Annotated in this window: 30 protein-coding genes and 1 riboswitch; of the genes, 26 read left to right on the top strand and 4 right to left on the bottom strand. The window is 39.8% G+C overall.

What is annotated here, in order from left to right; translation table 11 throughout:
* The first annotated feature begins 38 nt into the window (after window positions 1–38).
* Window positions 39–172: riboswitch (FMN riboswitch) on the top strand.
* A gap of 120 nt (window positions 173–292) precedes the next feature.
* The 11 genes from ribE (at window position 293) to MHB58_RS10195 (ending at window position 8,244) form a co-directional block, all read left to right on the top strand.
* Complete coding sequence (gene ribE, locus MHB58_RS10245; RefSeq protein ID WP_014823748.1) at window positions 293–928, top strand: riboflavin synthase; 636 nt, start codon at window positions 293–295, stop codon at window positions 926–928.
* A gap of 14 nt (window positions 929–942) precedes the next feature.
* A complete protein-coding gene (ribB, locus tag MHB58_RS10240) occupies window positions 943–1,554 on the top strand; it encodes a 3,4-dihydroxy-2-butanone-4-phosphate synthase (RefSeq protein WP_065215879.1) in 612 nt (203 codons plus the stop codon).
* Window positions 1,555–1,569: 15 nt separating this feature from the next.
* Window positions 1,570–2,034, top strand: a complete 465-nt coding sequence (gene ribH / locus MHB58_RS10235; protein ID WP_008403743.1) for a 6,7-dimethyl-8-ribityllumazine synthase — start codon at window positions 1,570–1,572, stop codon at window positions 2,032–2,034.
* Window positions 2,035–2,172: 138 nt separating this feature from the next.
* Window positions 2,173–2,490, top strand: coding sequence for a PadR family transcriptional regulator (locus MHB58_RS10230; protein WP_065215880.1), 318 nt, complete (start codon window positions 2,173–2,175; stop codon window positions 2,488–2,490).
* Window positions 2,483–2,686: a DUF2812 domain-containing protein gene (locus MHB58_RS10225; RefSeq protein ID WP_014823751.1), complete on the top strand. Its 204-nt coding sequence runs from the start codon at window positions 2,483–2,485 to the stop codon at window positions 2,684–2,686. The genes MHB58_RS10230 and MHB58_RS10225 overlap by 8 nt, the downstream gene beginning before the upstream one ends.
* Window positions 2,676–3,680 carry a DUF2812 domain-containing protein gene (locus MHB58_RS10220; RefSeq protein WP_014823752.1) on the top strand — a complete coding sequence of 335 codons (1,005 nt, stop codon included), beginning with the start codon at window positions 2,676–2,678 and terminating at the stop codon, window positions 3,678–3,680. Before MHB58_RS10225 ends, MHB58_RS10220 begins: the two co-directional genes overlap by 11 nt.
* A 175-nt stretch (window positions 3,681–3,855) precedes the next feature.
* Complete coding sequence (locus MHB58_RS10215; RefSeq protein WP_014823753.1) at window positions 3,856–5,052, top strand: DUF2812 domain-containing protein; 1,197 nt, start codon at window positions 3,856–3,858, stop codon at window positions 5,050–5,052.
* 172 nt (window positions 5,053–5,224) lie between these two features.
* The gene (locus tag MHB58_RS10210) at window positions 5,225–5,527 is read left to right on the top strand and encodes a transposase (RefSeq protein ID WP_014822792.1); all 303 of its coding nucleotides are present in this window, start codon (window positions 5,225–5,227) and stop codon (window positions 5,525–5,527) included.
* Entirely contained in the window at window positions 5,524–6,414 is an 891-nt protein-coding gene (locus tag MHB58_RS10205; protein ID WP_081483418.1) for an IS3 family transposase, read from the top strand. The genes MHB58_RS10210 and MHB58_RS10205 overlap by 4 nt, the downstream gene beginning before the upstream one ends.
* 363 nt (window positions 6,415–6,777) lie before the next feature.
* Window positions 6,778–7,410: a LysE family translocator gene (locus MHB58_RS10200; protein WP_340735148.1), complete on the top strand. Its 633-nt coding sequence runs from the start codon at window positions 6,778–6,780 to the stop codon at window positions 7,408–7,410.
* Between the two features lie 108 nt (window positions 7,411–7,518).
* The gene (locus tag MHB58_RS10195) at window positions 7,519–8,244 is read left to right on the top strand and encodes a TspO/MBR family protein (protein WP_340735147.1); all 726 of its coding nucleotides are present in this window, start codon (window positions 7,519–7,521) and stop codon (window positions 8,242–8,244) included.
* Between the two features lie 61 nt (window positions 8,245–8,305).
* On the opposite strand, the gene MHB58_RS10190 is transcribed toward MHB58_RS10195, so the two are convergent.
* Window positions 8,306–9,385, bottom strand: a complete 1,080-nt coding sequence (locus tag MHB58_RS10190; RefSeq protein ID WP_340735146.1) for a copper resistance D family protein — start codon at window positions 9,383–9,385, stop codon at window positions 8,306–8,308.
* Complete coding sequence (locus MHB58_RS10185; protein WP_340735145.1) at window positions 9,382–9,945, bottom strand: copper resistance CopC family protein; 564 nt, start codon at window positions 9,943–9,945, stop codon at window positions 9,382–9,384. The genes MHB58_RS10190 and MHB58_RS10185 overlap by 4 nt, the downstream gene beginning before the upstream one ends.
* 157 nt (window positions 9,946–10,102) lie before the next feature.
* On the opposite strand from MHB58_RS10185, the gene MHB58_RS10180 reads away from it, so the two are divergent.
* The gene (locus MHB58_RS10180; protein WP_339261895.1) at window positions 10,103–10,852 is read left to right on the top strand and encodes an alpha/beta hydrolase; all 750 of its coding nucleotides are present in this window, start codon (window positions 10,103–10,105) and stop codon (window positions 10,850–10,852) included.
* A gap of 26 nt (window positions 10,853–10,878) precedes the next feature.
* On the opposite strand, the gene MHB58_RS10175 is transcribed toward MHB58_RS10180, so the two are convergent.
* Entirely contained in the window at window positions 10,879–11,262 is a 384-nt protein-coding gene (locus MHB58_RS10175) for an SET domain-containing protein (protein WP_008403724.1), read from the bottom strand.
* A 110-nt stretch (window positions 11,263–11,372) separates the two neighbouring features.
* Here MHB58_RS10175 and MHB58_RS10170 point away from each other — a divergent pair, with 110 nt between their 5' ends.
* The 14 genes from MHB58_RS10170 to MHB58_RS10105 all read left to right on the top strand — a co-directional run bounded on the left by MHB58_RS10170 (window position 11,373) and on the right by MHB58_RS10105 (window position 22,766).
* Entirely contained in the window at window positions 11,373–11,741 is a 369-nt protein-coding gene (locus tag MHB58_RS10170; RefSeq protein ID WP_340735144.1) for an SLAP domain-containing protein, read from the top strand.
* Window positions 11,742–11,763: 22 nt separating this feature from the next.
* Window positions 11,764–11,982 (top strand): hypothetical protein, encoded by a 219-nt coding sequence (locus MHB58_RS10165; RefSeq protein WP_014823759.1) that lies wholly within the window; start codon window positions 11,764–11,766, stop codon window positions 11,980–11,982.
* 256 nt (window positions 11,983–12,238) lie between these two features.
* Complete coding sequence (locus tag MHB58_RS10160; protein ID WP_340735143.1) at window positions 12,239–13,378, top strand: acyl-CoA dehydrogenase family protein; 1,140 nt, start codon at window positions 12,239–12,241, stop codon at window positions 13,376–13,378.
* A 4-nt stretch (window positions 13,379–13,382) separates the two neighbouring features.
* Complete coding sequence (locus MHB58_RS10155) at window positions 13,383–14,258, top strand: ABC transporter ATP-binding protein (RefSeq protein WP_339261892.1); 876 nt, start codon at window positions 13,383–13,385, stop codon at window positions 14,256–14,258.
* Window positions 14,259–14,270: 12 nt separating this feature from the next.
* A complete protein-coding gene (locus tag MHB58_RS10150) occupies window positions 14,271–15,341 on the top strand; it encodes an ABC transporter substrate-binding protein (protein WP_339261890.1) in 1,071 nt (356 codons plus the stop codon).
* Window positions 15,342–15,354: 13 nt separating this feature from the next.
* On the top strand, window positions 15,355–16,125 hold the full coding sequence (locus tag MHB58_RS10145) for an ABC transporter permease (protein ID WP_339261889.1): 771 nt from the start codon (window positions 15,355–15,357) through the stop codon (window positions 16,123–16,125).
* Window positions 16,122–16,475, top strand: a complete 354-nt coding sequence (locus tag MHB58_RS10140) for a FixH family protein (RefSeq protein ID WP_340735142.1) — start codon at window positions 16,122–16,124, stop codon at window positions 16,473–16,475. Before MHB58_RS10145 ends, MHB58_RS10140 begins: the two co-directional genes overlap by 4 nt.
* Window positions 16,472–16,963 (top strand): redoxin domain-containing protein, encoded by a 492-nt coding sequence (locus MHB58_RS10135; protein WP_339261887.1) that lies wholly within the window; start codon window positions 16,472–16,474, stop codon window positions 16,961–16,963. Before MHB58_RS10140 ends, MHB58_RS10135 begins: the two co-directional genes overlap by 4 nt.
* Window positions 16,964–16,978: 15 nt before the next feature.
* Window positions 16,979–18,277 carry an O-acetylhomoserine aminocarboxypropyltransferase/cysteine synthase family protein gene (locus tag MHB58_RS10130; protein WP_340735141.1) on the top strand — a complete coding sequence of 433 codons (1,299 nt, stop codon included), beginning with the start codon at window positions 16,979–16,981 and terminating at the stop codon, window positions 18,275–18,277.
* A gap of 15 nt (window positions 18,278–18,292) precedes the next feature.
* Complete coding sequence (locus MHB58_RS10125) at window positions 18,293–18,664, top strand: chemotaxis protein CheY (RefSeq protein WP_340735140.1); 372 nt, start codon at window positions 18,293–18,295, stop codon at window positions 18,662–18,664.
* A gap of 13 nt (window positions 18,665–18,677) precedes the next feature.
* Complete coding sequence (locus MHB58_RS10120) at window positions 18,678–19,805, top strand: LLM class flavin-dependent oxidoreductase (RefSeq protein ID WP_340735139.1); 1,128 nt, start codon at window positions 18,678–18,680, stop codon at window positions 19,803–19,805.
* Between the two features lie 11 nt (window positions 19,806–19,816).
* Window positions 19,817–21,139, top strand: a complete 1,323-nt coding sequence (locus tag MHB58_RS10115) for an LLM class flavin-dependent oxidoreductase (RefSeq protein ID WP_065215894.1) — start codon at window positions 19,817–19,819, stop codon at window positions 21,137–21,139.
* 12 nt (window positions 21,140–21,151) lie between these two features.
* Window positions 21,152–21,685, top strand: coding sequence for an NADPH-dependent FMN reductase (gene ssuE / locus MHB58_RS10110; RefSeq protein ID WP_340735138.1), 534 nt, complete (start codon window positions 21,152–21,154; stop codon window positions 21,683–21,685).
* A 187-nt stretch (window positions 21,686–21,872) separates the two neighbouring features.
* Window positions 21,873–22,766 carry a 3-hydroxyacyl-CoA dehydrogenase gene (locus MHB58_RS10105; protein ID WP_340735137.1) on the top strand — a complete coding sequence of 298 codons (894 nt, stop codon included), beginning with the start codon at window positions 21,873–21,875 and terminating at the stop codon, window positions 22,764–22,766.
* 73 nt (window positions 22,767–22,839) lie between these two features.
* On the opposite strand, the gene MHB58_RS10100 is transcribed toward MHB58_RS10105, so the two are convergent.
* The gene (locus tag MHB58_RS10100) at window positions 22,840–23,895 is read right to left on the bottom strand and encodes an LLM class flavin-dependent oxidoreductase (protein ID WP_014823772.1); all 1,056 of its coding nucleotides are present in this window, start codon (window positions 23,893–23,895) and stop codon (window positions 22,840–22,842) included.
* Between the last annotated feature and the right edge of the window lie 10 nt (window positions 23,896–23,905).

Raw genomic sequence — 23,905 nt, 5'->3', positions numbered from 1 at the left:
CGCCTTGTGACGGGATTTTTTTATTTCCAATGAAAAATAATTTCCTTCGGGGTCGGGTGAAATTCCCAATCGACGGTGATGAGTAATCTCTAAGCCCGTGAGCCACTTTTGTGTGCAGGATTTGGTGCAAGTCCAAAGCCGACAGTTATAGTCTGGATGGGAGAAGGAAGCAATGTCAGCAGTTTTTTGAAAATTATCTTCAAAAAGCTTATTTGATGATGCTCAATTTTCCTCTCATCGAACTCCGACTTCAATCGGGGTTCTTTTTTATTATTAAAAAGAGGTGAGCAGGATGTTTACAGGAATCATTGAAGAACTTGGAACGGTTGAAACGATCAGCCAGTCCACACAAGCGATGGAACTAGCCATTCGCGCAAGCAAAATTTTAGAGGATGTCCAACTCGGGGACAGTATTGCCGTTAACGGTGTCTGTTTGACTGTAAAGCATTTCTCGCCAACCGTATTTTTGGCGGATGTTATGCCGGAAACCGTCAAAGCAACCAGCCTCCAGCAATTAGCAGCAGGTATGCCTGTCAATTTGGAACGGGCAATGTCGGCGAATGGTCGTTTTGGCGGACATATTGTATCGGGCCACGTGGATGGGATTGCGACAATTCAACGGAAAAGACCGGTCGCCAATGCAGTTTATATTGATCTGGCAATGGAAAAGCATTTGATTGCAGAATGCATCAAGAAAGGCTCGATTACTGTAGACGGTACGAGTTTAACGATTTTTGAGGTGACAGACACATTCATTACCATTTCCTTAATCCCTCATACGTATGAGCAGACTGTACTAGGCTATAAAAAGCCAGGAGATGTTGTGAACATTGAAACAGATCTAATCGGAAAATATGTAAAAAAACATTTACAAAATCAAACGGGAAGTACGATTACAATGGACTTTTTGCAACGTACTGGATTTTAAAGGAGTGGTGATATATGAATACGATTGAAGAAGCAATTCAGGCATTGAAAAACGGTGAGATTATTATTGTGTCAGATGACGAGAACCGTGAAAATGAAGGGGATTTTCTTGTGTTAGGAGAATTCGCTACACCGGAAAATATTAATTTTATGGCGCTTTATGGAAGAGGGTTAATTTGTACACCAATTTCATCTGCAATTGCAGAAAAGCTTTCCCTTCATCCAATGGTGCAAAGCAATACCGATACATATCAAACGGCTTTTACGATTAGTATCGATCATATCCATACAACGACAGGTATAAGTGCATTTGAACGTTCTAAAACGATGTTAGCATTGCTGGATCCAGCAACAAAACCGGAGCATTTTCATCGTCCGGGCCATGTATTCCCCCTCATTGCAAAACAGGGGGGCGTGTTGGAACGTAGAGGGCATACGGAAGCAGGCGTTGACCTGGCAAAGCTTTGCGGTTCAAATGAAGTCGCGGTCATCTGTGAAATTATGAACGAAGATGGTTCAATGGCCCGCATGCCGCAGCTCGAAAAGCTAGCACAAAAACATAAACTGAAATTTATTACAATCGAAGACTTAGTTCAATATATAAAATTAACTACCGTATCGGTATAAAAAGGAGCAATTAAAATGGGAAAAACATTTGAAGCACAATTAGTCGGAACAGATTTGAAAATCGGAATTGTCGTTGGGCGATTCAATGAATTTATTAATGATAAGTTATTAAGCGGTGCACTGGATGGTTTAAAACGTCACGGTGTTGACGAAGCAAACATTGATACAGCATGGGTGCCAGGTGCTTTTGAAGTACCGTTTGTTGCAAAAAAAATGGCTGAAACAAATAATTATGATGCAGTAATCGGTTTAGGTACGGTCATTCGCGGATCAACTACACATTACGACTATGTATGTAACGAAGCAGCAAAAGGAATTGCCAAAGCAGGCTTGGATACAGGGGTTCCGGTAATTTTCGGTATTGTCACAACAGAAAATATCGAACAGGCGATTGAACGCGCTGGTACAAAAGCGGGTAATAAAGGCTACGACAGCGCAATGTCCGCTATTGAAATGGCAAACTTGAATAAGATGTTTTAAGAATGCTTAGTGCTGACCACTCCAACATGTTGGAGTGGTTTTTCGTTTTCTTTTAATAACAAGTTTACAAATTATTCCCTGTCGTTTACTATTATGTCAGACGATATATCGCATGACATAATAGTTGGAGGAATGAATATGTCTTATAATGGCGGGCCAATGACTGAAGCAATGTACTACGTATTATTGGCGTTAATGCGTCCAAATCATGGCTATCAATTAATGCAGTCCATTACAGAAGTATCAAAAGGCCGTTTAACAATGGGGCCCGGAACGTTATATGGTGTCCTATCACGAATGCAAAAAGACGGATTAATCGCTTTGGCAAAAGACGATGGGCGGCGAAAAATATATGAAATTACGAAAGAAGGCGAGCATGCATTAAGAATAGAATATGCTCGTCTAAAATCTCTGATTTTCGACAGCAGTATATTAGAGGAGGGAAACGATGACTAAAATGGTGCGCAAAATCCGACCAACCAACTACTGGCGAATTGGAGAACACGAAAGCTGGTTTTCGGATATGTCGTTACAGGGGCTCCACCTTCATAAAATGGGAACAAATTTAGCCCATTTTAAAAAAGGTGACCCGAAGCGAATTGAATACCGGATTGAAGTGACAGATAGGAAATTAATTACCAATGCAAATTGATCTGTACGAGGAAAACGGCTGGAAGTATGTCACAAGCCATCAATGGTTTCATGTTTTCTCTTCACCAACTGAAAACAATGCACCCGAAATCCATACAGATTCTGCAGAACAGGCATTTACGTTACAGCGGCTAAGTAAAAAACTCGTATTTAATTTAGTATGGATTTCTCTTGTAGTGGCCCTGATTCTAGGTATGCTTTTGGCAATGTGGTTTTTGGATGGAGCACCTGTATTACGTTTAGTTGAAGGATATGTCGTACAGCAAAGTATCCTTACTCTCGTCTATATTCACTATGTTTTTTACGCCATAAGAGCTTTATTGGCGATTAAAGAATTGAAAAAAAGTTTAAATGAAGGCAAAGCCATCAACCATCATGCCCCTTGGAAAAAAAGTTTGCGAAAAAATGGTGTATTTTCGGTTGTCTTTATAGGGATTATTCTCGTAAGCGGCTTAATTATGCCACTTTACCAATTAAAAAAAATGGATAACTATACACTTCCAAAGAATGATGAAAACTTGCCGTTTGTTCGTTTAGCCGATATCGAACAAAATCCACAGCTAATCCGGGATGAATATTATACAGATGAAATCGATTGGGCAAACCGTTATTCAACAAATTGGAGTATCTTTGCACCCGTTCAGTTTGAGACCGACGAAAGTGGAATAATTAAGGATGAAATGTGGTTAGATAAAAGTGGTACATACTCACCGAGCGTTTCTACTAAAATATACAATTTAACATTTCAGGCGTTCGCTAAACCATTGCTGTCTGACTTGATGGAGTGGCATACATACGGAGATGAAAGGGAAAGTTTCATAGAAAGGAAACACCCTGGCTTTGATCACCTTATTACTCGCGAGGATGAAGAATGGAAACAATTAGTTGCATCAAAAGATAAGGTGGTAATGTATATACGTTATTACGGATATGCAGAGCTTGATGTTCTAGTGGAGAATGCAGCTCAGAAAATATTGCTGCTTGCGGATAGTTAGTTCCAAGCGGTGTAAAAGGCAATCTTACATGGGTAGGGTTGCCTTTTTGCTGTGAAAAATTTTAATTTTTTTATTTCGTCAGGGAGTGCTGAAATAGATTCCAGGTCCTTATTTTTTATTTACAAACAATCCCTTCTATTCTATTGTTAGGTAAGACTTACAAGGAGGTAGAGCGATGGCAGAAATAGTACGTAGAATAAGACCAAGGCAGTATTGGCGTATCAAGGAACATGAATGCTGGTTTTCAGATATGTCCGAGCAAGGGCTGCATTTTTATGAGATTGGTACTCATTTTGCAAAGTTTAAGAAAGGTGATCGCAAACAAATGGATTACCGGCTGGAACTGGCAAAAAGCAAATATATATCGAGTGAAAAAATTCGGTTATACGAAGAAAGCGGCTGGGACTATATTGCGAGTGACCGCAATTTTCACGTATTTGCAGCACCGACTGAACGTAAAGCAAATGAACCTCCGATAGATCGGGAAGAGCAAATAACTGTGGCAAATGCTCTTTTCAAGAAGACATTGATAAGTTTCATCTTTATATTATTCGCTTTGGCAGCTCTTTTTTGGCTTATAGGCAGCCTTTGGTTTACAGACGATACACCAATATTAACATTAATTGAAGGCAATTTGTTTGGCACGATGTTTCTTTATTTATTAAACATATTTTACTTATTCTCCATGGGAATGGGGCTACTAGGTATTGCACGCATACAACGCGATTTGAAAGAGGGGAGTCCTGATGGTCGGCCAAAACCATGGGAGAATTTTTATCGTAATAACATAATAACTTATGTAATGACTTTGGCTATATCATTAATTGCCGTTTGCATTCCATTTTACCAGTTGTTGCATTTAGGTACGGTTACATTACCAAAAGAAGATACAACACTGCCGTTTGTCAGGCTTGCAGCAATCGAAAATGCTTCACATCTTGAACGTGATGTTTTTATAATTGATGGAGAAGATTGGAGAAACAGTTACTCGGAAAACTGGAGTATAGTTGCTCCTGTGCAATATAAAATGAAGGAAAATTTTATTGAAAAGAAAGGGCAATGGTCTGACCCGAACAACAGTTACAACCCTGGTATCTCGGCTGAAATTTACCGGTTAAGCTTTCACTCCCTTGTTGCACCATTGGTTGATGACTTAATCACTGAGCATACGTTTGATGATGAAGCAGAATTATTTACGGAAAGAGAGCATGACGGATTTGATCAATTACTTATGCGCCAAAGTGACCAAAACAAAGAATTCATCTTCGTAAAAGAACAGGTGGTCATGTATATAGACTACTCGGGGAAAGTTGAGGCGGATGTCATTATCGGGAATGCTGCCGAGAAAATTAGGTTGTTAACGGAGAACTGATTGCTGATCCAGATTTTCTAATAAAATTATAAATCATCTAATATCGATTTGACATTTTCTAATAAGTTATCGGTTTTCTAATATATTTAGCAATTGTGAGGTTAGTATAAAAAATGGACACGTCTTAAGAGACACTTTAAGATTAAGATATCTAAAAAAGGACGTGGAACCGATGAAAGAAAAACAAACTCGTAAGCGATTAGACGCACAAACAAAAGAATACATTTTAAAGTCTGTTTTAGAAGATGGCGCAAAAGTTTCAGATCTGGCATTTAAGTTTGAAATTGGGTCTTCAACGATCCATAAATGGATTAAAGATTATCGTGAATCGAAAAATCAGGATGTCACACGATACTTTACTTCTAGCGAAGTAGATAAGTTGCAGGCAGCGTTTGATAAGAAGTTACGTGATTTGGAAGAAGAGAATGAAATTCTAAAAAAGGCTATGCACATCTTCGCGAAAAACCCCGAGTGATTTATGCATTCATTGAAAAGCATAAAAACGACTTTGGCATTGCGATGATGTGTAAAGTATTGATGGTTTCAAAAAGCGGTTATTATGATTGGCGTAAAAAACAGATACAGCCCTTATCGGAAAAAGAAGTACGTGATACAGAAATTGCCTATCAGATTCATCGATCGTATGCGAGGAGTTTTGGTACATACGGTAGCCCTCGCATTGCGCAAGACTTAGCGAGTTTAGGTTATGTCTGTTCGCAAAAGAAAATTGCGAATATGATGCGAAACCTTGGGTTAAGTGCCGTAATCCCGAAAACTGTTCAACGAACAACGGATTCCAATCACCATCAATTTATTTATCCGAATCTAGTCAAACGTCAATTTCAAGTAAAAGAGAAAAATAAAGTATGGGTCGCAGATATAACTTATATTCGAACACTGGAGGGGTGGGTGTATCTTGCGTCCATCATGGATTTATATTCTCGTAAAATCGTCGGCTGGGCCATCGCAGATCATATGGAAGAAACATTAGTAGATCAAGCCTTGAAGCATGCATTAGCAGTTCGAAAACCCGAGAAGGGATTAGTTCATCATTCAGATCGAGGCGCACAATATTGTGCCACAAGCTATACAAGAACTTTAAAAGAACATGGGATTAAAATTAGCATGAGTCGTAAAGGAGATCCCTATGACAATGCGTGTATTGAATCCTTCCACGCCACAATCAAAAAAGAATGGATCTATCGTCACCGTTTCGAATCCAAAAAAGAAGCACGAAAGAGCGTGGAGTCATATATCGTAAACTTTTACAATGAACGACGACGTCATTCAACAATCGGTTATTTATCACCAAACCAATTTGAGAGAAATCAACAGGAGTCAGTTTGTCAAAATGCCTCATAAAGTTCTCTTACAGGGTTTTCATCCCTCCATGCTCAGGTCTGGGCATGGAGGGATGAAAAACAGAGCAACCGAAGGGCGGTAGCAAAAAAGTCTCTTAACGCGTGTCCGAAATATTGACAGAAGACCAATTGTTCTAATATCGTACTTAGATGTTCAAATAAAGATTCTGAAAATGCTAATAAACAGATGAAGTTTTCTAATAAACATAAAACTCTTCTAATAAAACAAGTCACTGATTACAAAATTTAACGGGATACATAAAATTAACGATACAAAAGCAATCCATTAAACTATAAATTCCCCTAGCTTCATTCAGATGAACATGTTACCATATTTAAAAATTCAGAAAATGAAGGTGAGTAAATGGAGAATGTTGTGTTCTTTATCATTGCGTGTGTTCTTCTGATTGTATTGCCGGGTCCTGATACAGCGATCGTTACGAAAAATACAATCGTTAACGGACAAAAGGGCGGATTTCAAACAATGGTCGGCTCTTGCGCAGGATTAACGGTCCATACAATTGCAGCGGTGGCAGGGCTATCGGCGATTATCGTAAAATCTGCCGTGGCATTTACAGTGTTGAAATACGTAGGAGCAGCCTATTTATGCTATTTGGGTATAAAAACATTGATGAGCATGCGTGCTAAAAAAGCTGTTTCAGAGGAATTGACGGACATTCCGGAAATTGAAGCTAAAGGCAATTCGTATTTTAAACAGGGACTCATTACGAATATCACAAACCCTAAAGTAGCAGTATTTTTCCTGACGTTTTTACCGCAATTCCTATCTAAAGGCGCAGAACCGTTTTGGCCATTTTTGACGATGGGAATCATCTATATTGTTTTAACATTTATTTGGTTTGCGCTCTATGTTTTTTTATTAAACAAAATTCGCAATTTCATGAAAAAACCTGCTACACAATCTGTAATCGAAACGTTGACGGGTGCTGTACTAATCGGATTTGGCATCAAGCTTGCATTTGAAAAACAATTATAACAGTTAACTATGCGTAATTCACATTAAAAACACAATAGCTTATTCACCGCTTATTCTTTTTTAAAAAAGGGTATAGTTCCCTAATTCTAGAAAAAAGGATGATGAAAAATGGGCTTGTATATTACAATGTGGATAGCCATGATCGCTGTAATAGTAGTAAATGTGCTGTCAAATACACTGCCGTTAAACGGGCAAACGGCGTCTGAAATAACAAATCGTCTGGAAGTATTATTTACGCCGGCAGGCTATGTGTTTTCCATTTGGTCGCTGATTTATGGATTGCTTGTTTTATGGCTGATTACTATATACCGCAAAGTGAAAGACAATCGTTTTAAAGGAAAAGTGGGTATTTTATTTATCATCAGCTGTATATTTAATATTGCTTGGCTGTTCAGTTGGCATTATGAACAGTTTATACTGTCCATTATCGTTATGTTCTTTTTGTTATTTACACTGATAGCGATTTACCTGCAGTATAAAAATACTGAAAAAGGTCTTTCAGAGCGTTTTCCATTTTCATTTTACTTAGCTTGGATATCCGTAGCGACAATTGCTAATGTAAGTTATGTGTTAAAATACCATGGTATCGATTTGGGGATTTCAGAGGTGGTTGGTTCGCTCGTACTTGTAGGAGTTGCGGTTATTCTCGGTTATTTGGCCGTTGCCATCTCGCAGGATATTTTCTTTCCACTAGTCATCGTTTGGGCACTAATCGGTATTGCTGTAAAAACAGATAATTCGACAATGCAGTACGGTACAATCGCATTAACGGCGATATTAATTATCGCGGCACTCATTCGCTATGTTCGTATAAAAACGAAAAAGTTCGCATAATGAATAAGGGTTGTAGTATAAGCCGGAACAGACTTGATACTACAACCCTTTATTTTGGACATTATTTGAAAAATACAATCGACATAAAGCCCATGTAAAAACATAGTGTCACCGCAAAAGTCATAGCAGCCGATACAATGACCGGCAACTGTTTAATATAACTTACGATGACAAGACCGATGAACAGCGCAGTCAACAGGAAAAATCCTAAGCCAATACCTGTCATTTGGAAATACCCGCGCATACCGGCTTCAATTGAGCTACGGTAGAACAATTCAAAAAACGGCGAAATTTCCTGTACATAAAAACTAGGTGGCTGTTGCTCACTATACAGTGCGGTAATGAATAAAATCAATATGAGCAAAATCGTTTCAATCCGTACCCATGTACGCGGTTCAAACAATGGCTTGTTCAACTTCAATTTAATGAGCAGACTGTTTGCCAAAATAATAACGGTCAACGGTACGAGCAAAATATGTTTAATGAATAGGAATTGACCATAATTGCTCGACCAGCTTGTCACATAGCCAGGAACGATTGTGTCAGTCATCAGGACACCAGTTAAAGCAACGGCTGTAAAAGCTACGAGCGCAACAGGGGAGAACCATTTTAAAAAAGCTTCCCAGTTAAGTGCATCTTTTGAGAAAAAACTCATCATGAGTAAAATACCGAGCCAAACACTGACAGCAAGAAGGTGAACAAAATCGAGGGCCGATCCGACAAGGCCGGTCATCGAGCCTGCATGACTTATATAACCAATTGCCGCCATAATGGCGATTAAAATAAAGATTGCCATAATCGCCATAAGCTTCGAGGTTTTTTTCATGAATTGTCGAATCACAATAAGCAAAATAATCGTAAAGCCAACAATCGCCAGCCATGAATGGCCAACTTTAAATTTCATAAGCAGCATGCCAACTGATTCAATCAGTCCGAACTGCGGTGTCAAAATAGTCAGCAATTGAATATTCGGTACAAATGTGACAACCGGCAAGATGACCGCGCTAACAATGAGCCACTTTGCAGAAACATCAATTTTCGGACGAACTGTTTCTGGGATACAGTACAAGATAAATGAGCCCATAAGAAGAGCTAAACTAACATAGAGTAAAAATTGACTAAAAATGGTCAATGCCATCATTTTACATTTTTCCGTTTAGCAATCGTGAAAATACTTACTATTATAATAAGAAGTAAAAGGGCTCCAACGATATATAGTAATGTATTGTTTGATGATTCTTCCTCATCTGCCGCAGTCGTTTCCGTTGCATTATTTTCTACCGTTTCGTTTACTTCTACTTGCTCTTCATTTTCTTCTGTAACTTTTTCTTCGACCGGTTCTTCAGCTACAGGTGCATCAACCGTAAATGAGAATTTACCTGACAATGGATGGCCATCAGAACTAATACTATTCCACTCAACAGTATAGTCATCATTTGGTAATGGGGAATCAAAAGTACCCGTTAATACACCATCGACTAAATCCATCGAAACTGTTTCTATTTCTTCGCCGTTACTTGAAATGACTTTAAATGTACTGCCTACTTCAATTTTCCCGGCGTATGTAAGTTCGATCGCCTGCAATGTTTCTGTTACAACTGCTCCATCTTCTGGGTTAGTCGTGTCTAAATACGTATGTGCTGCTACGTTCGGTACAGCTAAAAATAACGCAGCAAGAATCGATAATAATATTGTTCTCATATTAATATGATTCTCCTTTCATAGGTTTTTTTACTCAATCCATATTGTAGCCGAACAATAAAACATTTGCACTGTTTCTGCTTTTTAAACTTGAGGAAATGTCAGTAAGAGAGAATTGTTATGCTATAATATTGTCACAAATGAAAAGGGGACCAACATGAAATATTTTGTAGAGGATATTTTTTTAAATGGACATAAACAGGCCGTCCTGCTTTTACATAGTTTTACGAGCAATGCGAAAGAGATGCACTATGTGGCAAAAATGCTTCATAATAAAGGATATACAAGTTATGCGCCAAATCTGGCAGGGCACGGAGCATCACCGGAACAATTATTTGCAAGTTCTATGGAGCAGATATGGAAACATAGCAGACAGGCAGTTCAATTTTTAATCGATGAAAAATATGAAGCGATTACGGTAATTGGTCAGTCATTAGGTGGTGTACTAGGCATAAGACTGGCAAATGAATTCCCTGAAGTGAAGGCTTTATGTATTATCTCTTCACCAGTATTGGAGCGGCCTGTGGAAGGTTTGGAACAGCGTGTTGTCTATTATTCCAAGCGGTATTTACAAAATAGAGGGAGTTCCGAACAGGAACTGGAAGCATTTCTAAACAATCACTTCCCGAGACCTGAGGAAAAATTGATTGCATTGCAGCAGTTTATCGTTGAAACAGGCAAGCAGCTCCATTTGCTAAAACAGCCGCTTTTCTTGGCAAAGGGGATGTTGGACGAACCAGTATTCCACCAAAGTATTGACATAATCGAACAAACAGCACAAAGTAACATTATTAAGAAAAAACAATATGACAATAGTGGTCATCTTATTACCTTAGGAAAAGAGAGACAATTGTTGACAGAGGATATCATTCGATTTATCGATGGGATAAAAAAAAGAACTGTCTAATTATTCTAGACAGTTCCTTCCTCCTGCTATTCTTCTTCGCTGTTAAACCATAACGGGTCATTATCATCAACATCGCCATTATAATTAATAAAAATTTCTTCGCCTGCTTCAATATCTTTATAGGCAAAGAAATCAAATGTTTCGTTGTCGAAATTGATTTCATATGTGGCATTCGGCTCATACGAATGGTTAAATAGCATCCCGTAGCCTAATAGGATTGCAGAGCGTCCAATGCCAAATTCAAATGCATAATCCGCAAGATTCGTTTTTTCAATATGTTCATGCTGCTCATTTGGATAGCTTAGTACCGGTGCTTGGTGGAATAACGTTCCTTCAGGAATTGCGTTAATCGCAAAAATACCGCGATTATATTCCCCTTCACTTATCGGGGAATTCTTTACTTCGATCATATTTTTCGCCTTCTAACTTTTAAGATTCTTTCCTACTGTAACATGTATTATAGAAGAAAGGTTGTTTAATTACTTATTTACGTAAATAATTTATGGGAAGGATGAAGTTCATGCAAAAACTGCAATATGAACCCGCCTGGGATAAAGCGATTTCAGCTCAGGATCGATTATTAATAGATCAAGTTTTTCAACAAACTAAAGAACAGGACAAGAGAATTTCCTGTTGCCTTATACGAACGGCTATTAATCATAAACAACAAAAGCTCATCATTACACTTATTCACAACCGAACAGATCAACAATTGAAATTCCGAAATACGGAAATAAGTATTATAACAGAAACGGAGAAAATTACTCAAAATTTTACAATTGATGCACTCCAAATTCCTCCTTTTTGTTCAATGCCATGGACGTTTATTTTCGACGAAAGTATTGATTTTCAATTCACAGAAATAAAACAGATAGATATTGAAATATAATGGGATTGAGGTGAAGGAATCGATGCATGAAATGAATGCAGGAATTTGGCTCACATTCGTAACCCCTATCTTTTTAGTCAGTGCATTTTATTTTACACTGTCATTTTTACTACATTTGAAAAGCGACAATATTCGTTTAATGACACAATCGAAGTGGGGAGCAGTCATCTCACTGGCGATTGCTTTAATTGTGCCGGCGATCTATCAAATCGTTGTTTATTATCAAGTCATGAGTTATTAAAAATGTAAAACCAAAAGACCGCTATGTAAATAGTGGTTTTTTCTTCTTATAACCTCGAATTCATCTTTAAATCACATTATTAATTTCTAAATAAATACAAATAAATATGCTTTTTTACGTTAATCCGCTAAAAGCATACTATTCCAGTATGAATTGTTTAAATTAGCTATTGACTTTAAATACATGCATCTGTAAACTAACGAATTAAGAATACTGAATTGCAAGAAAATTCTATAACTAGTAAAGGAGAGGTGTTATGGGAGCAGTTGCACATATTGATGAAATCGCTGAAAAGCTTGCGGAACAGTTTAAACAGACAGCCGTAGAGAGGGATAAAATCGGAGGCAATGCTAAAAAAGAGCGGGATTTAATACGAGAAAGCGGACTTTTAAAGCTTTTAATTCCGACAGAATACGGTGGTTTAGGTGGGAATTGGCATGATGTGTTTCAAGTTGTCCGAACGATTGCACGTGCGGATAGTTCACTTGCACATGTTTTAGGCTATCATTTTATCAATCTCGTTACACCGCATTTATGCGGGTCACAAGAGCAAAAGGAATTTTATTACCGTGAAACAGCCAAACATAATTATTTTTGGGGGAATGCGTTCAACCCGGTGGCTATTCAACTGAAGGCTGAAAAAACAACAACAGGCTATTTGTTAAACGGCGTAAAAACGTTCTGTTCTGGTAGTGTCGATTCGGATGTATTATTAGTATCGGCGTTAGTGGAAGGGCAGGATGAGCCATTATTGGTCGTTATTCCTAGTAAACGGATAGGTGTAGATATAAAAGGCGATTGGGACAATATGGGGCAACGCCAGACAGACAGTGGAACGATTCTTTTCAACGATGTTGAAGTACATGATGAAGAAGTGTTGCAGCAAGGCTTTTACGCAAGCGAGTTTTCACAGCTGCGTCTGAATATCGCTACATTTATTTTAAACCATGTCTATTTAGGGATTTCAGAAGGTGCTCTTCAATCAGCGCTTACATATACAAGAGAACAAACAAGACCGCGTGCTATTACACAGACATCGGCGATTGAAGATCCAATTATCCAGCATCATTACGGCCAGTTTTACGTACAGGTTGAAGCTGCAAATCTGGTTGTGAAAAAAGCGGATCAATTATTACAGGAGCTTTGGGATCAACCCGGAATAATTACATCGGAGCATCGCAGTAATTTGGATGATGCACTGCAAACAGCGAAAATCTTCACAACGCAAGTAGGGCTCGATATTACATCAAAAATTTTCGAAGTGATGGGTAGCCGCGCTACTGCAAGTCACTATGGGTTTGACCGCTATTGGCGGAATTTAAGGACGATGACATTGCATGTTCCGGTTGATACTTCGATCCAATCATTAGGTAGAAAATTTCTGTTAGGAGAGTGAGTACATGGTTCAATTATTGGAACGTCCAGTGCCACAACAAAACCCTATATCTACGGAAGAGAGTACCGAGTACAAAACGAAGATTAAAGTCCAGAATATCGATTTCAGTTATGATGCGACGACAAAAATTCTGAACAATATTCAGCTTGAAGTAAAAGAAGGCGAGTTTCTCGTATTTATGGGACCTTCCGGATGTGGGAAAAGTACATTGCTTCGAATGATGGCAGGGCTTGAACCATTTTCAAATGGCAATATCGAAATAAACGGTAAATCCGTGAAGGAAACGCACCCTGATTGTGGTGTCGTATTCCAGGATTATTCCTTATTCCCATGGCTGACGGCACAGGCGAATGTCATGCTTGCACTAAAACAGCGAAATAAAAAAATGCCGAAAAAAGAACTGGCACATATCGCAGAGCAATATTTGACACTTGTCCATTTAGGGCACGCCGTAAAGAAATATCCTGGCCAAATGTCAGGTGGTATGAAACAGCGTGCAGCGATTGCACGGGCATTAAGCTACGGTTCGGATCTACTGCTGATGGATGAACCATTTGGCGCTTTGGATCCTGTCACACGTATTCAACTGCAGGATCTGCTTGTTCAAATTAGTGCCGAACAAAAACGTACAGTCGTGTTTGTGACACATGATGTTGACGAAGCCATTTATTTGGCGGACCGGATTGTCATCTTTGCTCCCGGGAAAAACGGGGCGGTGACGAAAAGCATTCAAGTACCGATTGAGAAAAAAGGGACGGATCGTCAAAAACTATATGAAAACAAGGAGTTCCGTGCATTTCGTGAATCCCTTTTAAACGAGATGAACGAACAGATCGTCAATAGTTTAAAAACAGAAATAGCAGATGGAGCAGGGATATAGGAGGATCGTTAAATGAAAAAAACAAATCAGAAATGGATCGCTTCACTCGCTTTAACAGTAGGTTTACTCGCTGCATGCGGAGATGATGAACAAATTTCAAAAGGAGCAGCCTCTGACGATTATGAAATCACGGTTGGTTTAAGTCAGTCTGCAGGTGGAACACTTGTCGACATTGCTCATCAGGAAGGCTATTTTGAAGAAGAACATATTTCGGTCAATCGTGTTGGCTTTGCAAACTCGGCAGACGGACTGAATGCACTCCAGGCGGGGAAAATTGATGTCGGATTAACATTCGGTACAGCTGGCCCCTTAACGTTTATCGCAAACGGCTCGGATTTCTCCATTATTGGAGGGCATTTGGAGGGCGGACACCCGATTTTAACGAAAAAGGAAAACGCGGGGCAATATACTTCACTTGAAAGCTATAAAGGAAAAAAAGTTGGAACGATCAGGATCTTTACATCGGATATTGTTTTCCGTTCTGCGCTTGAAGATGCAGGTATCGACTGGAAAAAAGATCTGGAAATTGTTGAATTCAAAACAGGTAGTATGCTACTTGAAGCTGTAGCATCAGGAAAAGTGGACGTTGCAGTATCAGCAAACTCATTCTACGCACAGGCTGTTGATATGGGTCTTGAAGCAGTTGCATGGAGCAATGATTTACAGGAAGGGCATGTATGCTGCCGTGTTGTAACACGCTCGGAACTGTTGGCGGATGAAGATGGTGAAGCATATAAACGTTTCTTAAAAGCGCTTATTCGCGCGGAGCGTAAAAAAATTGAAGACCCGCATTCAGCAGTAACTGCAGCGAAAGAGTATATGAAAGTCGATGATAAAGTAATTAATACGATTGTAAACGACAGCCACTCGAACTATTCTTCTGATCCAAGCAGAGAGAAAGTAGTTCAAATGTGGGAGCAGATGAAAGAAATCGGTTATGTTGAAAATGTGGATGATATTGATGTAAACGAGTATGTAAATATCGATCTATACGAAAAAGCATTAAATGAGCTAATCGAACAATATCCGGATGATGCTTATTACAAAGATCAGCTCGTTCGATTTAATGAACAAAACATTTAAGGGGTGGGATGGAATGCTCACATTTTTTAAACGCTATAATCTTACTATTTTGATAGGAATTATATTTATTGTCGTCTGGGCACTTGTCACAAAATATGCGACATGGATTAACCCGGTTATATTCCCGCAGCCGCTAACGGTCATTGAATCCTTTTCCGCAAAAATAGGGGAGCTTGTAACTGGTGTAGTAAGCTCGATGAAATTGCTGATTCCTGGATTTTCCGGAGCATTGGTGACAGGTATTGTAGGCGGTCTGTTTTTCGGATTGAACAAACGGTCACGTGAAATATTAATGCCTTATTTTCATGCACTAAGTCCGATTCCGCCAACGCTGTTCATACCATATGTCATTGCAATTTTACCGACTTTCCAAACAGCTTCGATGTCTCTTATTTTTATCGGCGCATTTTGGCCAGTATTTTTAGGGACGATTCATGGCGTCCTGCTGATTGAAAAGCATTATCTTGACAATGCGAAATCTCTTGGTTTAAAAGGACCGACGTTTTTGCTGAAAGTCGTGTTGCCCGCAAGTGCACCCCATATTTTAAGTGGTGCGAGTACATCACTTGGTATGAGCTTCCTGATTTTAACGATCGCCGAAATGTTCGGTGCTTCATCAGGAATGGGCTTTTTCATACAGTATTACAGTGATTTCTCACAATATCATTACGTGCTGGCAGGCATTATTTTTAACAGTATTATCATTGTCGCTATCATGATTGCATTTGAAAAATTAAAAAAACGCCTGCTGTTCTGGACAAATTTAAAGGCTGATGGTAAATGAAAAGACTTTTACTTACAGTGCTACTGCTTACCGGCTGTAGTGCACAAGCGAATGAAACGCTCGATGTAACATTAAATGCCAGTAAATCTGAGCTCGAAGCATTCGAACCTGTAACGATCACAGCAACCGTAACGTACCACGGTGAACCAATTCAAAACGATGTGGAAATTGAATTCGAACTGATCAATCCAACCGGCAATGCCATTGGTTCCGTGACTCCAGATAGTAGCGGGGATGGTAAGTATGCGATTGAAACGAGCTTTGACGGTACCGGTATTTATAAAGTAATTTCCCATGTCAGCTATGGCCAACTACATGAAATGCCTGAAATCGAGGTGAAGCTAAAATGAAAAAATGGATTCAGCTTTTATTATTTTCTGTACTAATTGTCGCACTAAGCTACGCCATTATTTCAAATGCTTCCAAACAGAAGGCCGAAGCAAAATCCGAAGATATTGTACTTCAAACTTCTTCCGGGGAGCAATTGGCTCTTCCAAATGAAGGAAGTTACATCGTCAACTTCTGGGCAACCTACTGCCCCCCTTGTGAACGGGAAATGCCCTCGTTCAAAGCGGCGTATGAAATACTTCAGTCACATAACATTGAGCTTTATGCAGTCAATGTGGAAGAACCGACAAGGCTGGTCAATCAATACTTAACGAAATTCGATTTGCCGTTTCCGATTCTGTTAGACCGTCAAGGGCAGCTGAAAGAAAGCTATGAAATTTTAACATTGCCGACGACGTTATTTTTGCAAGATGGAAAAGTTGTACACACCGTAAAAGGTGAACTGACAGAACAGGAATTGCTTACACTTACTCAAAAATTTCTTTATTAAAGGAGAATCTTTCATATGACATTTTTAAATCAGGAAACAATCGCTCTCCATACAGGTCAAACAGTTGATCCGGTAACACGCTCCCGTGCAGTTCCGCTGTATCAGACAACTTCATATGTATTTGATGACACGGAACACGCAGCAAACTTGTTTAAATTACAGGAAAGCGGCTATTTATATTCGCGAAATGCCAACCCGACAAATGCTGTATTTGAAGAGCGTCTTGCTGCATTGGAGGGCGGTGTCGGTGGATTTGCGGTCGCTTCCGGACAGGCGGCAATCTTAATTGCTGTACTGACTGTCGCACAGGCAGGAGATGAGATTGTAGCAACGAATGCCCTTTATGGCGGGACGTATACATTGTTCTCTAAAACATTGCCTCGCTTCGGTGTTACAGTACGCTTTGTCGAAGGATCTGACTTACAGGAAGTTGAAGCAGCAATCAATGATAAAACACGCGCCGTATTCACTGAAACAATCGGCAATCCGAGCTTGCAAATTGCAGATATTGAAGGATTGGCACAAGTAGCCCATCGTCAAGACGTCCCGCTTATTGTTGATAATACATTTGCGACACCTTACTTATCAAAGCCGATTGAATTTGGAGCAGATATTGTTGTGCATTCCGCAACAAAATTTATCGGCGGTCACGGAACTTCGCTAGGTGGTGCAATTATTGACGGCGGTAAATTTGAGTGGAAAGCGCCTCGATTCACAAGCTTCGTTGAACCGAATGAATTAATCGGCAACCGTTCGTTTGTAGAAGCCGCTGGAGAAAAAGCATTTATTACGAAAGCACGCTTCGAGCTAGGGCATGATTTAGGTGCCACATTATCACCGTTCAATGCTTGGCTTTTCATTCAAGGTCTTGAATCACTGGCAGTTCGCGTTCGTCAGCATGTTGTAAACGCACAGGCAGTTGCTGAATATTTAGCGGAGAATGATTTAGTGGAATGGGTAAATTATCCGACACTACCTGGCAATGATCCAAACAATTTGGTAGAGAAGTATTTACCAAAAGGGGCAGGGTCGATTTTTAGCTTTGGTATCAAAGGCGGACTAGAGGCAGCGAAGGCATTTATTAATAATGTTCAGCTACTTTCACATGTTGCCAATGTCGGCGACTCGAAGTCACTTGTCATCCATCCGGCAAGCACATCGCATTCACGACTATCAACTGAACAGCAGTTGGCGAGTGGTGTAACACCTGGTCTGATCCGTTTATCTATTGGTCTGGAAGATATTGGAGATATTAAAAACGACTTGGCACAAAGCTTGCAGAAAGCTGCCGAAGTTGCTCAAATAACAAAATAACAGGGGGATTTTAAAATGGCGATTGCAGTTGTAATAAATGATGAAGGTATTGTAACACCGATTGTGGAAGGAACAATTTTACGTATTATTCAGCAGGACCATTCTGTAGAAGATTTGCGTAATCCGGCACTTGATTTAACAGAAGGACGCCGTGGCGCAACATTACGTAAAGCAATTGAACTGGGAGCGACAACTTTTGTTGCACCGCCTGAAACTTTCTGCGAATTATCTTATAAAAAAGCACAGGAAGAGCAAATTTCGTTTATTAACATTCCGGCAAATCAAACTTTTTCACAAGTGGCAGAACAGTTGAAATCAGGCACAATTCAACAATCAAACGAATTACCGGCTGATGAAGTAGTAGCAAGTGCACCGGTTACAAAATAAGGGGGGAATTAAAATGACAAAAGTAGAGTTTATTACGATGGCGCCAACTTCAGGCGATAGTGAATATGTAGGAAACCAAACGTCAAATAAAGGTGCACAAACATGGTCAGGTGTCGGTGTTGATTCTGATCGTGAACCTTCTGTGGAGTATATTACAAAAGTTGCACAGGCAGCTGAAAAAGCAGGCTTTTCAACATTACTGTTACCGATTGGCGGAAGCTGTGTTGATTCATTGGTTGCTGCTTCGCATTTGACGGCACATACGAAGACATTGAATTACCTGATTGCAGTTCGACCTGGTTCTACTGCGCCTACACAACTGGCAAAACAGTATTCATCCGTCAATTACTGGACGAATAACCGTGTATTTGTCAATGTCGTAACAGGCGGTGCACCAAAAGAACTTGAGAATGACGGGGATTTCTTATCACATACAGATCGTTACAAGCGTACACGTGAGTATATTGAAATTTTAAAACGCCTGTTTAACGGGGAAACGTTTGATTATAATGGCGAGTTTTACACATTAAAAGGAGCAAACTTACCATTGCCTGTTAAAAATGCGCCACCAATTTTCTTCGGTGGTTCATCACCAATTGCAAAAGAAGTTGCAACAGATGTGGCTGACGTATATATGCTTTGGGGTGAAACATTGGAAACGACAAAAGAAGAGCTGGAATCAGTTGTTAAACTGGCAAAAGAAAAAAATCGCGAACTTTCCTACAGTGTTTCATTCCAGGTTGTTTTAGGTGAAACAGAAGAAGCTGCATTTGAAAATGCGAACAAAATTATTAGCCAAGTGGACCCGGAAGTATTGGAAGCAAAACATGCCAACACAGTAAACAATGGAGCGGTCGGTGTAAGCCGTCTTCATCAGTTAATGCTTGAGTCTAAAGACAATAATTTTGTGATTGCCCCGAATATTTGGGCAGGGTTAACGCAAGTTTTATCAGGCAATTCGATTGCGCTGGTCGGGACACCACAGCAAGTAGCTGAGCGGATTGTGGAGTTTGTCGATTTAGGTTTTGATAAAGTACTGCTGCGTGGTTTCCCTCATTTGGAGGTCATTGAAGAGATTGGTGAAAAGGTCATTCCACTTGTTCATAAAATATTAGCTAAACGCGAAGAACAGTTAGTATAGGAGGTACGCAAATGACAAAAAAACAAATGAAATTAGGCGTATTTTTAATGGGTACAGGGCATCACATCGCTTCATGGCGTCATCCGGATGCACAGGCTGACGCAAGTGAGAATGTAGAATTTTTTAAAGAAGTTGCTGTCAAAGCCGAGCAAGGTAAATTAGATATGCTGTTTTTAAGTGATGGTTTATCATTTAACGAACTTTCACACCCGGCAGAGCAAGTTCGCTTCGAACCACTTACATTACTAAGTGTTTTATCCACGGTAACTAAAAATATCGGTTTAACCGCTACTGCTTCAACTACGTACAATGAGCCATTTCACATTGCACGTAAGTTTTCATCGCTTGACCATTTAAGCGGGGGGCGTGCTGCATGGAATATTGTAACAAGTTACTATTCAGCAGAAGCGAGCAACTTTAACAAGGACCAGCATTTGGATCATTCTCTGCGTTATGATCGGGCAGACGAATTTGTGGAAGTAGTAAAAGGTCTATGGGATTCTTATGAAGATGATGCATTGGCACGTAATAAACAGACAGGTGAATATATTACAAAAGGGAAGCTGCACACGTTAAACCATAAAGGTGAATATTACGCAGTTCGTGGTCCGTTAAATTCATCGCGTCCACCTCAAGGAAGACCGGTTTTAGTACAGGCTGGATCATCGGAAGCCGGTACCACACTTGCGGCACAGCAAGCAGATGTTATTTTTACTGCACAGCAGACGCTTGAAGATGCACGACAATTTTATAAAATACTGAAAGACAAGGCAGTTGCTGCAGGACGTGACCGCGATGATATCAAAATCATGCCGGGCGTGTCGATTTATGTAGCGGAAACGAAAGAAAAAGCTTATGCCAAATATGAAGAACTGCAACAGTTAATTACCCCGGAAATAGGCTTGGACTTTTTAGCAGACTACTTAGGGGTGGATCTGTCGAAACATGACCTGGATGGTCCATTGCCGAAAGATATCCCTCCGACAAATGGTAACCGCAGCCGTCAGAAGCTGATCATCGAACTGGCGGAACGTGAAAACCTGACAATTCGTGAATTGTATTTGCGTATCGCCGGATCACGCGGTCATCGCATTATATTCGGTTCGCCAAGTGAAATAGCCGATCAGTTAATTGAGTGGGTAGATCAGGAAGCGGCAGATGGCTTTAACTTAATGCCTCCGTATTTCCCGGGCGGCTTTACCGATTTTATTGATTTAGTCATTCCTGAGCTTCAAAAGCGCGGGGTATTCCGTAAAGAATATGAAGGCAAAACGCTACGTGAAAACTTAGGCTTAAAACAAGTTCCATCCCGTTATACTTTACAAAATATTTAGGAGGATTGAATCATGACAAAAGCAGTTTTAATTAATGGTGGAAACAGTGTGACATCCCGATTAACAGGCGTACAGCAATCGATTGAATCATTGCTTGAGCAGTATGGTATTTCGCATGAAACAATTCAGGTTCATCAATTGCCTGCGGAAGATTTAATTACTGCGAACTATGCGAGTGAAACGATTGCAAAAGAAATTGTCAAAGTAGGGGAGGCTGATATCGTATTTTTCCTCACACCGATTTATAAAGGATCCTATACTGGTATTTTAAAAACATTTATTGATTTGCTGCCGCAAAAAGGCCTGGAAAACAAAGCAGTTGTACCAGTTGCAATCGGCGGATCGATCGCACATTTATTGGCATTGGAATATTCATTGAAGCCGGTACTTTCTATTTTAGGAGCGACAACAATTTCAAGTCCAATTTATATCGTTGATTCACAAGTAACAAAAACGGACACTGGCTTTATAGTGGAAGAAGCAGCAAAAGAACGTATCGAAAAGGTATGGGAAAGTGTTGCACCTAAAAGTAAAGTAACTGTATAATTTGAAACCCGCGAAGGAGTCATTCCCTTCGCGGGTTTTTTATTGAATGAATGTCTCTGACTAATTGTCAATATATGAAGTAATCCTTTTCATTTCCTGTAAATATGGGAATACTCTCAATGGATTTCGTTCATTTTAAATGGAACAGGTTAAAAGTAATTGAGCTTATTACAAAGGAGAGGTCCATATGAATTATAAAAAGGTTACAATTGCGGGCAGCGGTGTATTAGGAAGCCAAATCGCTTTCCAGTCTGCATTTTTCGGATTTGAAGTAAGCGTTTATGATATTAATGAAGACGCAATTACTAAAGCAAAACAGCGGATGGCAACATTAAAAACAACATATGGCGAATATTTTCAAGACGTTGACCGTGCAGAAAAAGCATCTAACAGTCTTAAGTTTTACTCCGATTTAGGAGAGGCGACAAAAGATGCAGATCTTGTTATTGAAGCAGTGCCGGAACGTATAGAGATCAAACAGAACTTTTATGAAAAGCTCGGGAAAGTGGCACCTGAAAAAACAGTCTTTGCTTCCAATTCCTCAACATTATTACCGAGTCAATTTGCTGAGTTTACTGGCCGTCCGGAAAAGTTCCTGGCCCTGCATTTTGCGAACTCAATTTGGCAAAACAATACTGCGGAAGTAATGGGGCATCCCGGAACAGATAGGCAGTATGTGGAACAAGTGGCAGATTTCGCACGGAATATCGGTATGATTCCGTTTGTACTGAAAAAAGAGCAGCCAGGCTACATTCTTAATTCTTTATTAGTACCGTTTTTATCTGCTGCAATGGAACTTTGGGTGAAAGATATAGCAGATCCCCAAACGATAGATAAAAACTGGATGGTTTCAACTGGCTCGCCACGCGGACCATTTGCAATATATGATATTGTAGGAATGGAAACACCATATAACTTAAACTTAATGCGTGCAGAACACGATCCTGGAGCTAAATTAGTAGCTGAAAAAATTAAATGTGAAATGATCGATCAAGGTAAAATGGGTGTTTCAACAGGCGAAGGCTTCTACAAATACCCGAATCCGGCCTACATGGATCCTGACTTTTTAAAATCGAATTAATATATAGTGAAAAATATCCACTTTTCTCCGAGAGAAAAGTGGATATTTTGGATTATGAGTCAACCGCTTCATTTTATTTCGCAGTATACTTTTTTATCGCAGGGATGATTTCGTTACCGATCAGTTCAATATTTTTCATTACTTTATCAAACGGCACACCGCCAAAATCGATTTGGGCCATGAAACGCTGCATGCCGAACAATTCATATTGGTACAGTATCTTTTCAATAATTTGGTTCGGACTACCTACCATGAGTGCATCTTCCACTTGAGGTGCCTGTTCCACTTGCCAGCGCGGATAGCCTTGACCGCGAATTGCCTGGAAACCACCGCTTAAATGCGGGTGCATCCCGTCAACCGCTTCTTTTTCCGTTTCCGCAACATAAAACAAACTCGTCGTTGCAATCGGTAAAGATGCAGCATCAAATCCGTTGCGATCTGCGGCTTCACGGTATGCATCAACAGAAGCTTTAAAGTTAATTGAAGGTCCGCCTAATGTTGTCAGCATCATTGGAATTCCCATATAGCCAGCTTTAATCGCACTTCCGGGAGGTCCGCCAACAGCACGCCAAATCGGAATCGAGCCATTTAAAGGTTGAGGTAAAATATGTGCATCTTTTAAAGCAGGACGGAATTTTCCGTTATAGTTAACAACCGTATTATCATTTAACTGTTTAAGCAAAGCGAGCTTTTCCTCAAAAATTTCTTCGTAGTCACGCAGACTAACCCCGAACAGCTCATGTGCGCCAACCCTTGAGCCGCGTCCTGCAACAATTTCTGCACGGCCATTTGAAAGTAAATCGATTGTCGCAAAATCCTCGTAAACACGAACTGGATCCGCCACACTTAATACCGTCGCAGAGCTTGTCAGTTTGATGCTTTTTGTTGCCTGGGCGATCGCACCAAGTACGACTGTATGCGCCTGTGTTGTAAAATATTGCTGATGACTTTCACCGACTGCAAATACTTCGATTCCTGCTTGTTCTGCTAATTGACTTGCTTCGATAATTTCCTGAATTCGCTGCTGTGCAGAAATACGTGAACCAGTTAAAGGATTCGGAATGTGGTCACCTAATGTATAAAGACCAAATTCCATCCCGTTTTTTTCATTGATTCGATATTGTTCCATTTCAATGCCT

Source organism: Solibacillus sp. FSL K6-1554, assembly GCF_038005185.1.
GTDB classification, from domain to species: Bacteria; Bacillota; Bacilli; order Bacillales_A; family Planococcaceae; genus Solibacillus; species Solibacillus silvestris.
Note: the sequence above shows the minus strand (reverse complement) of the source record. Positions and strands in the feature narration are given on the sequence as shown.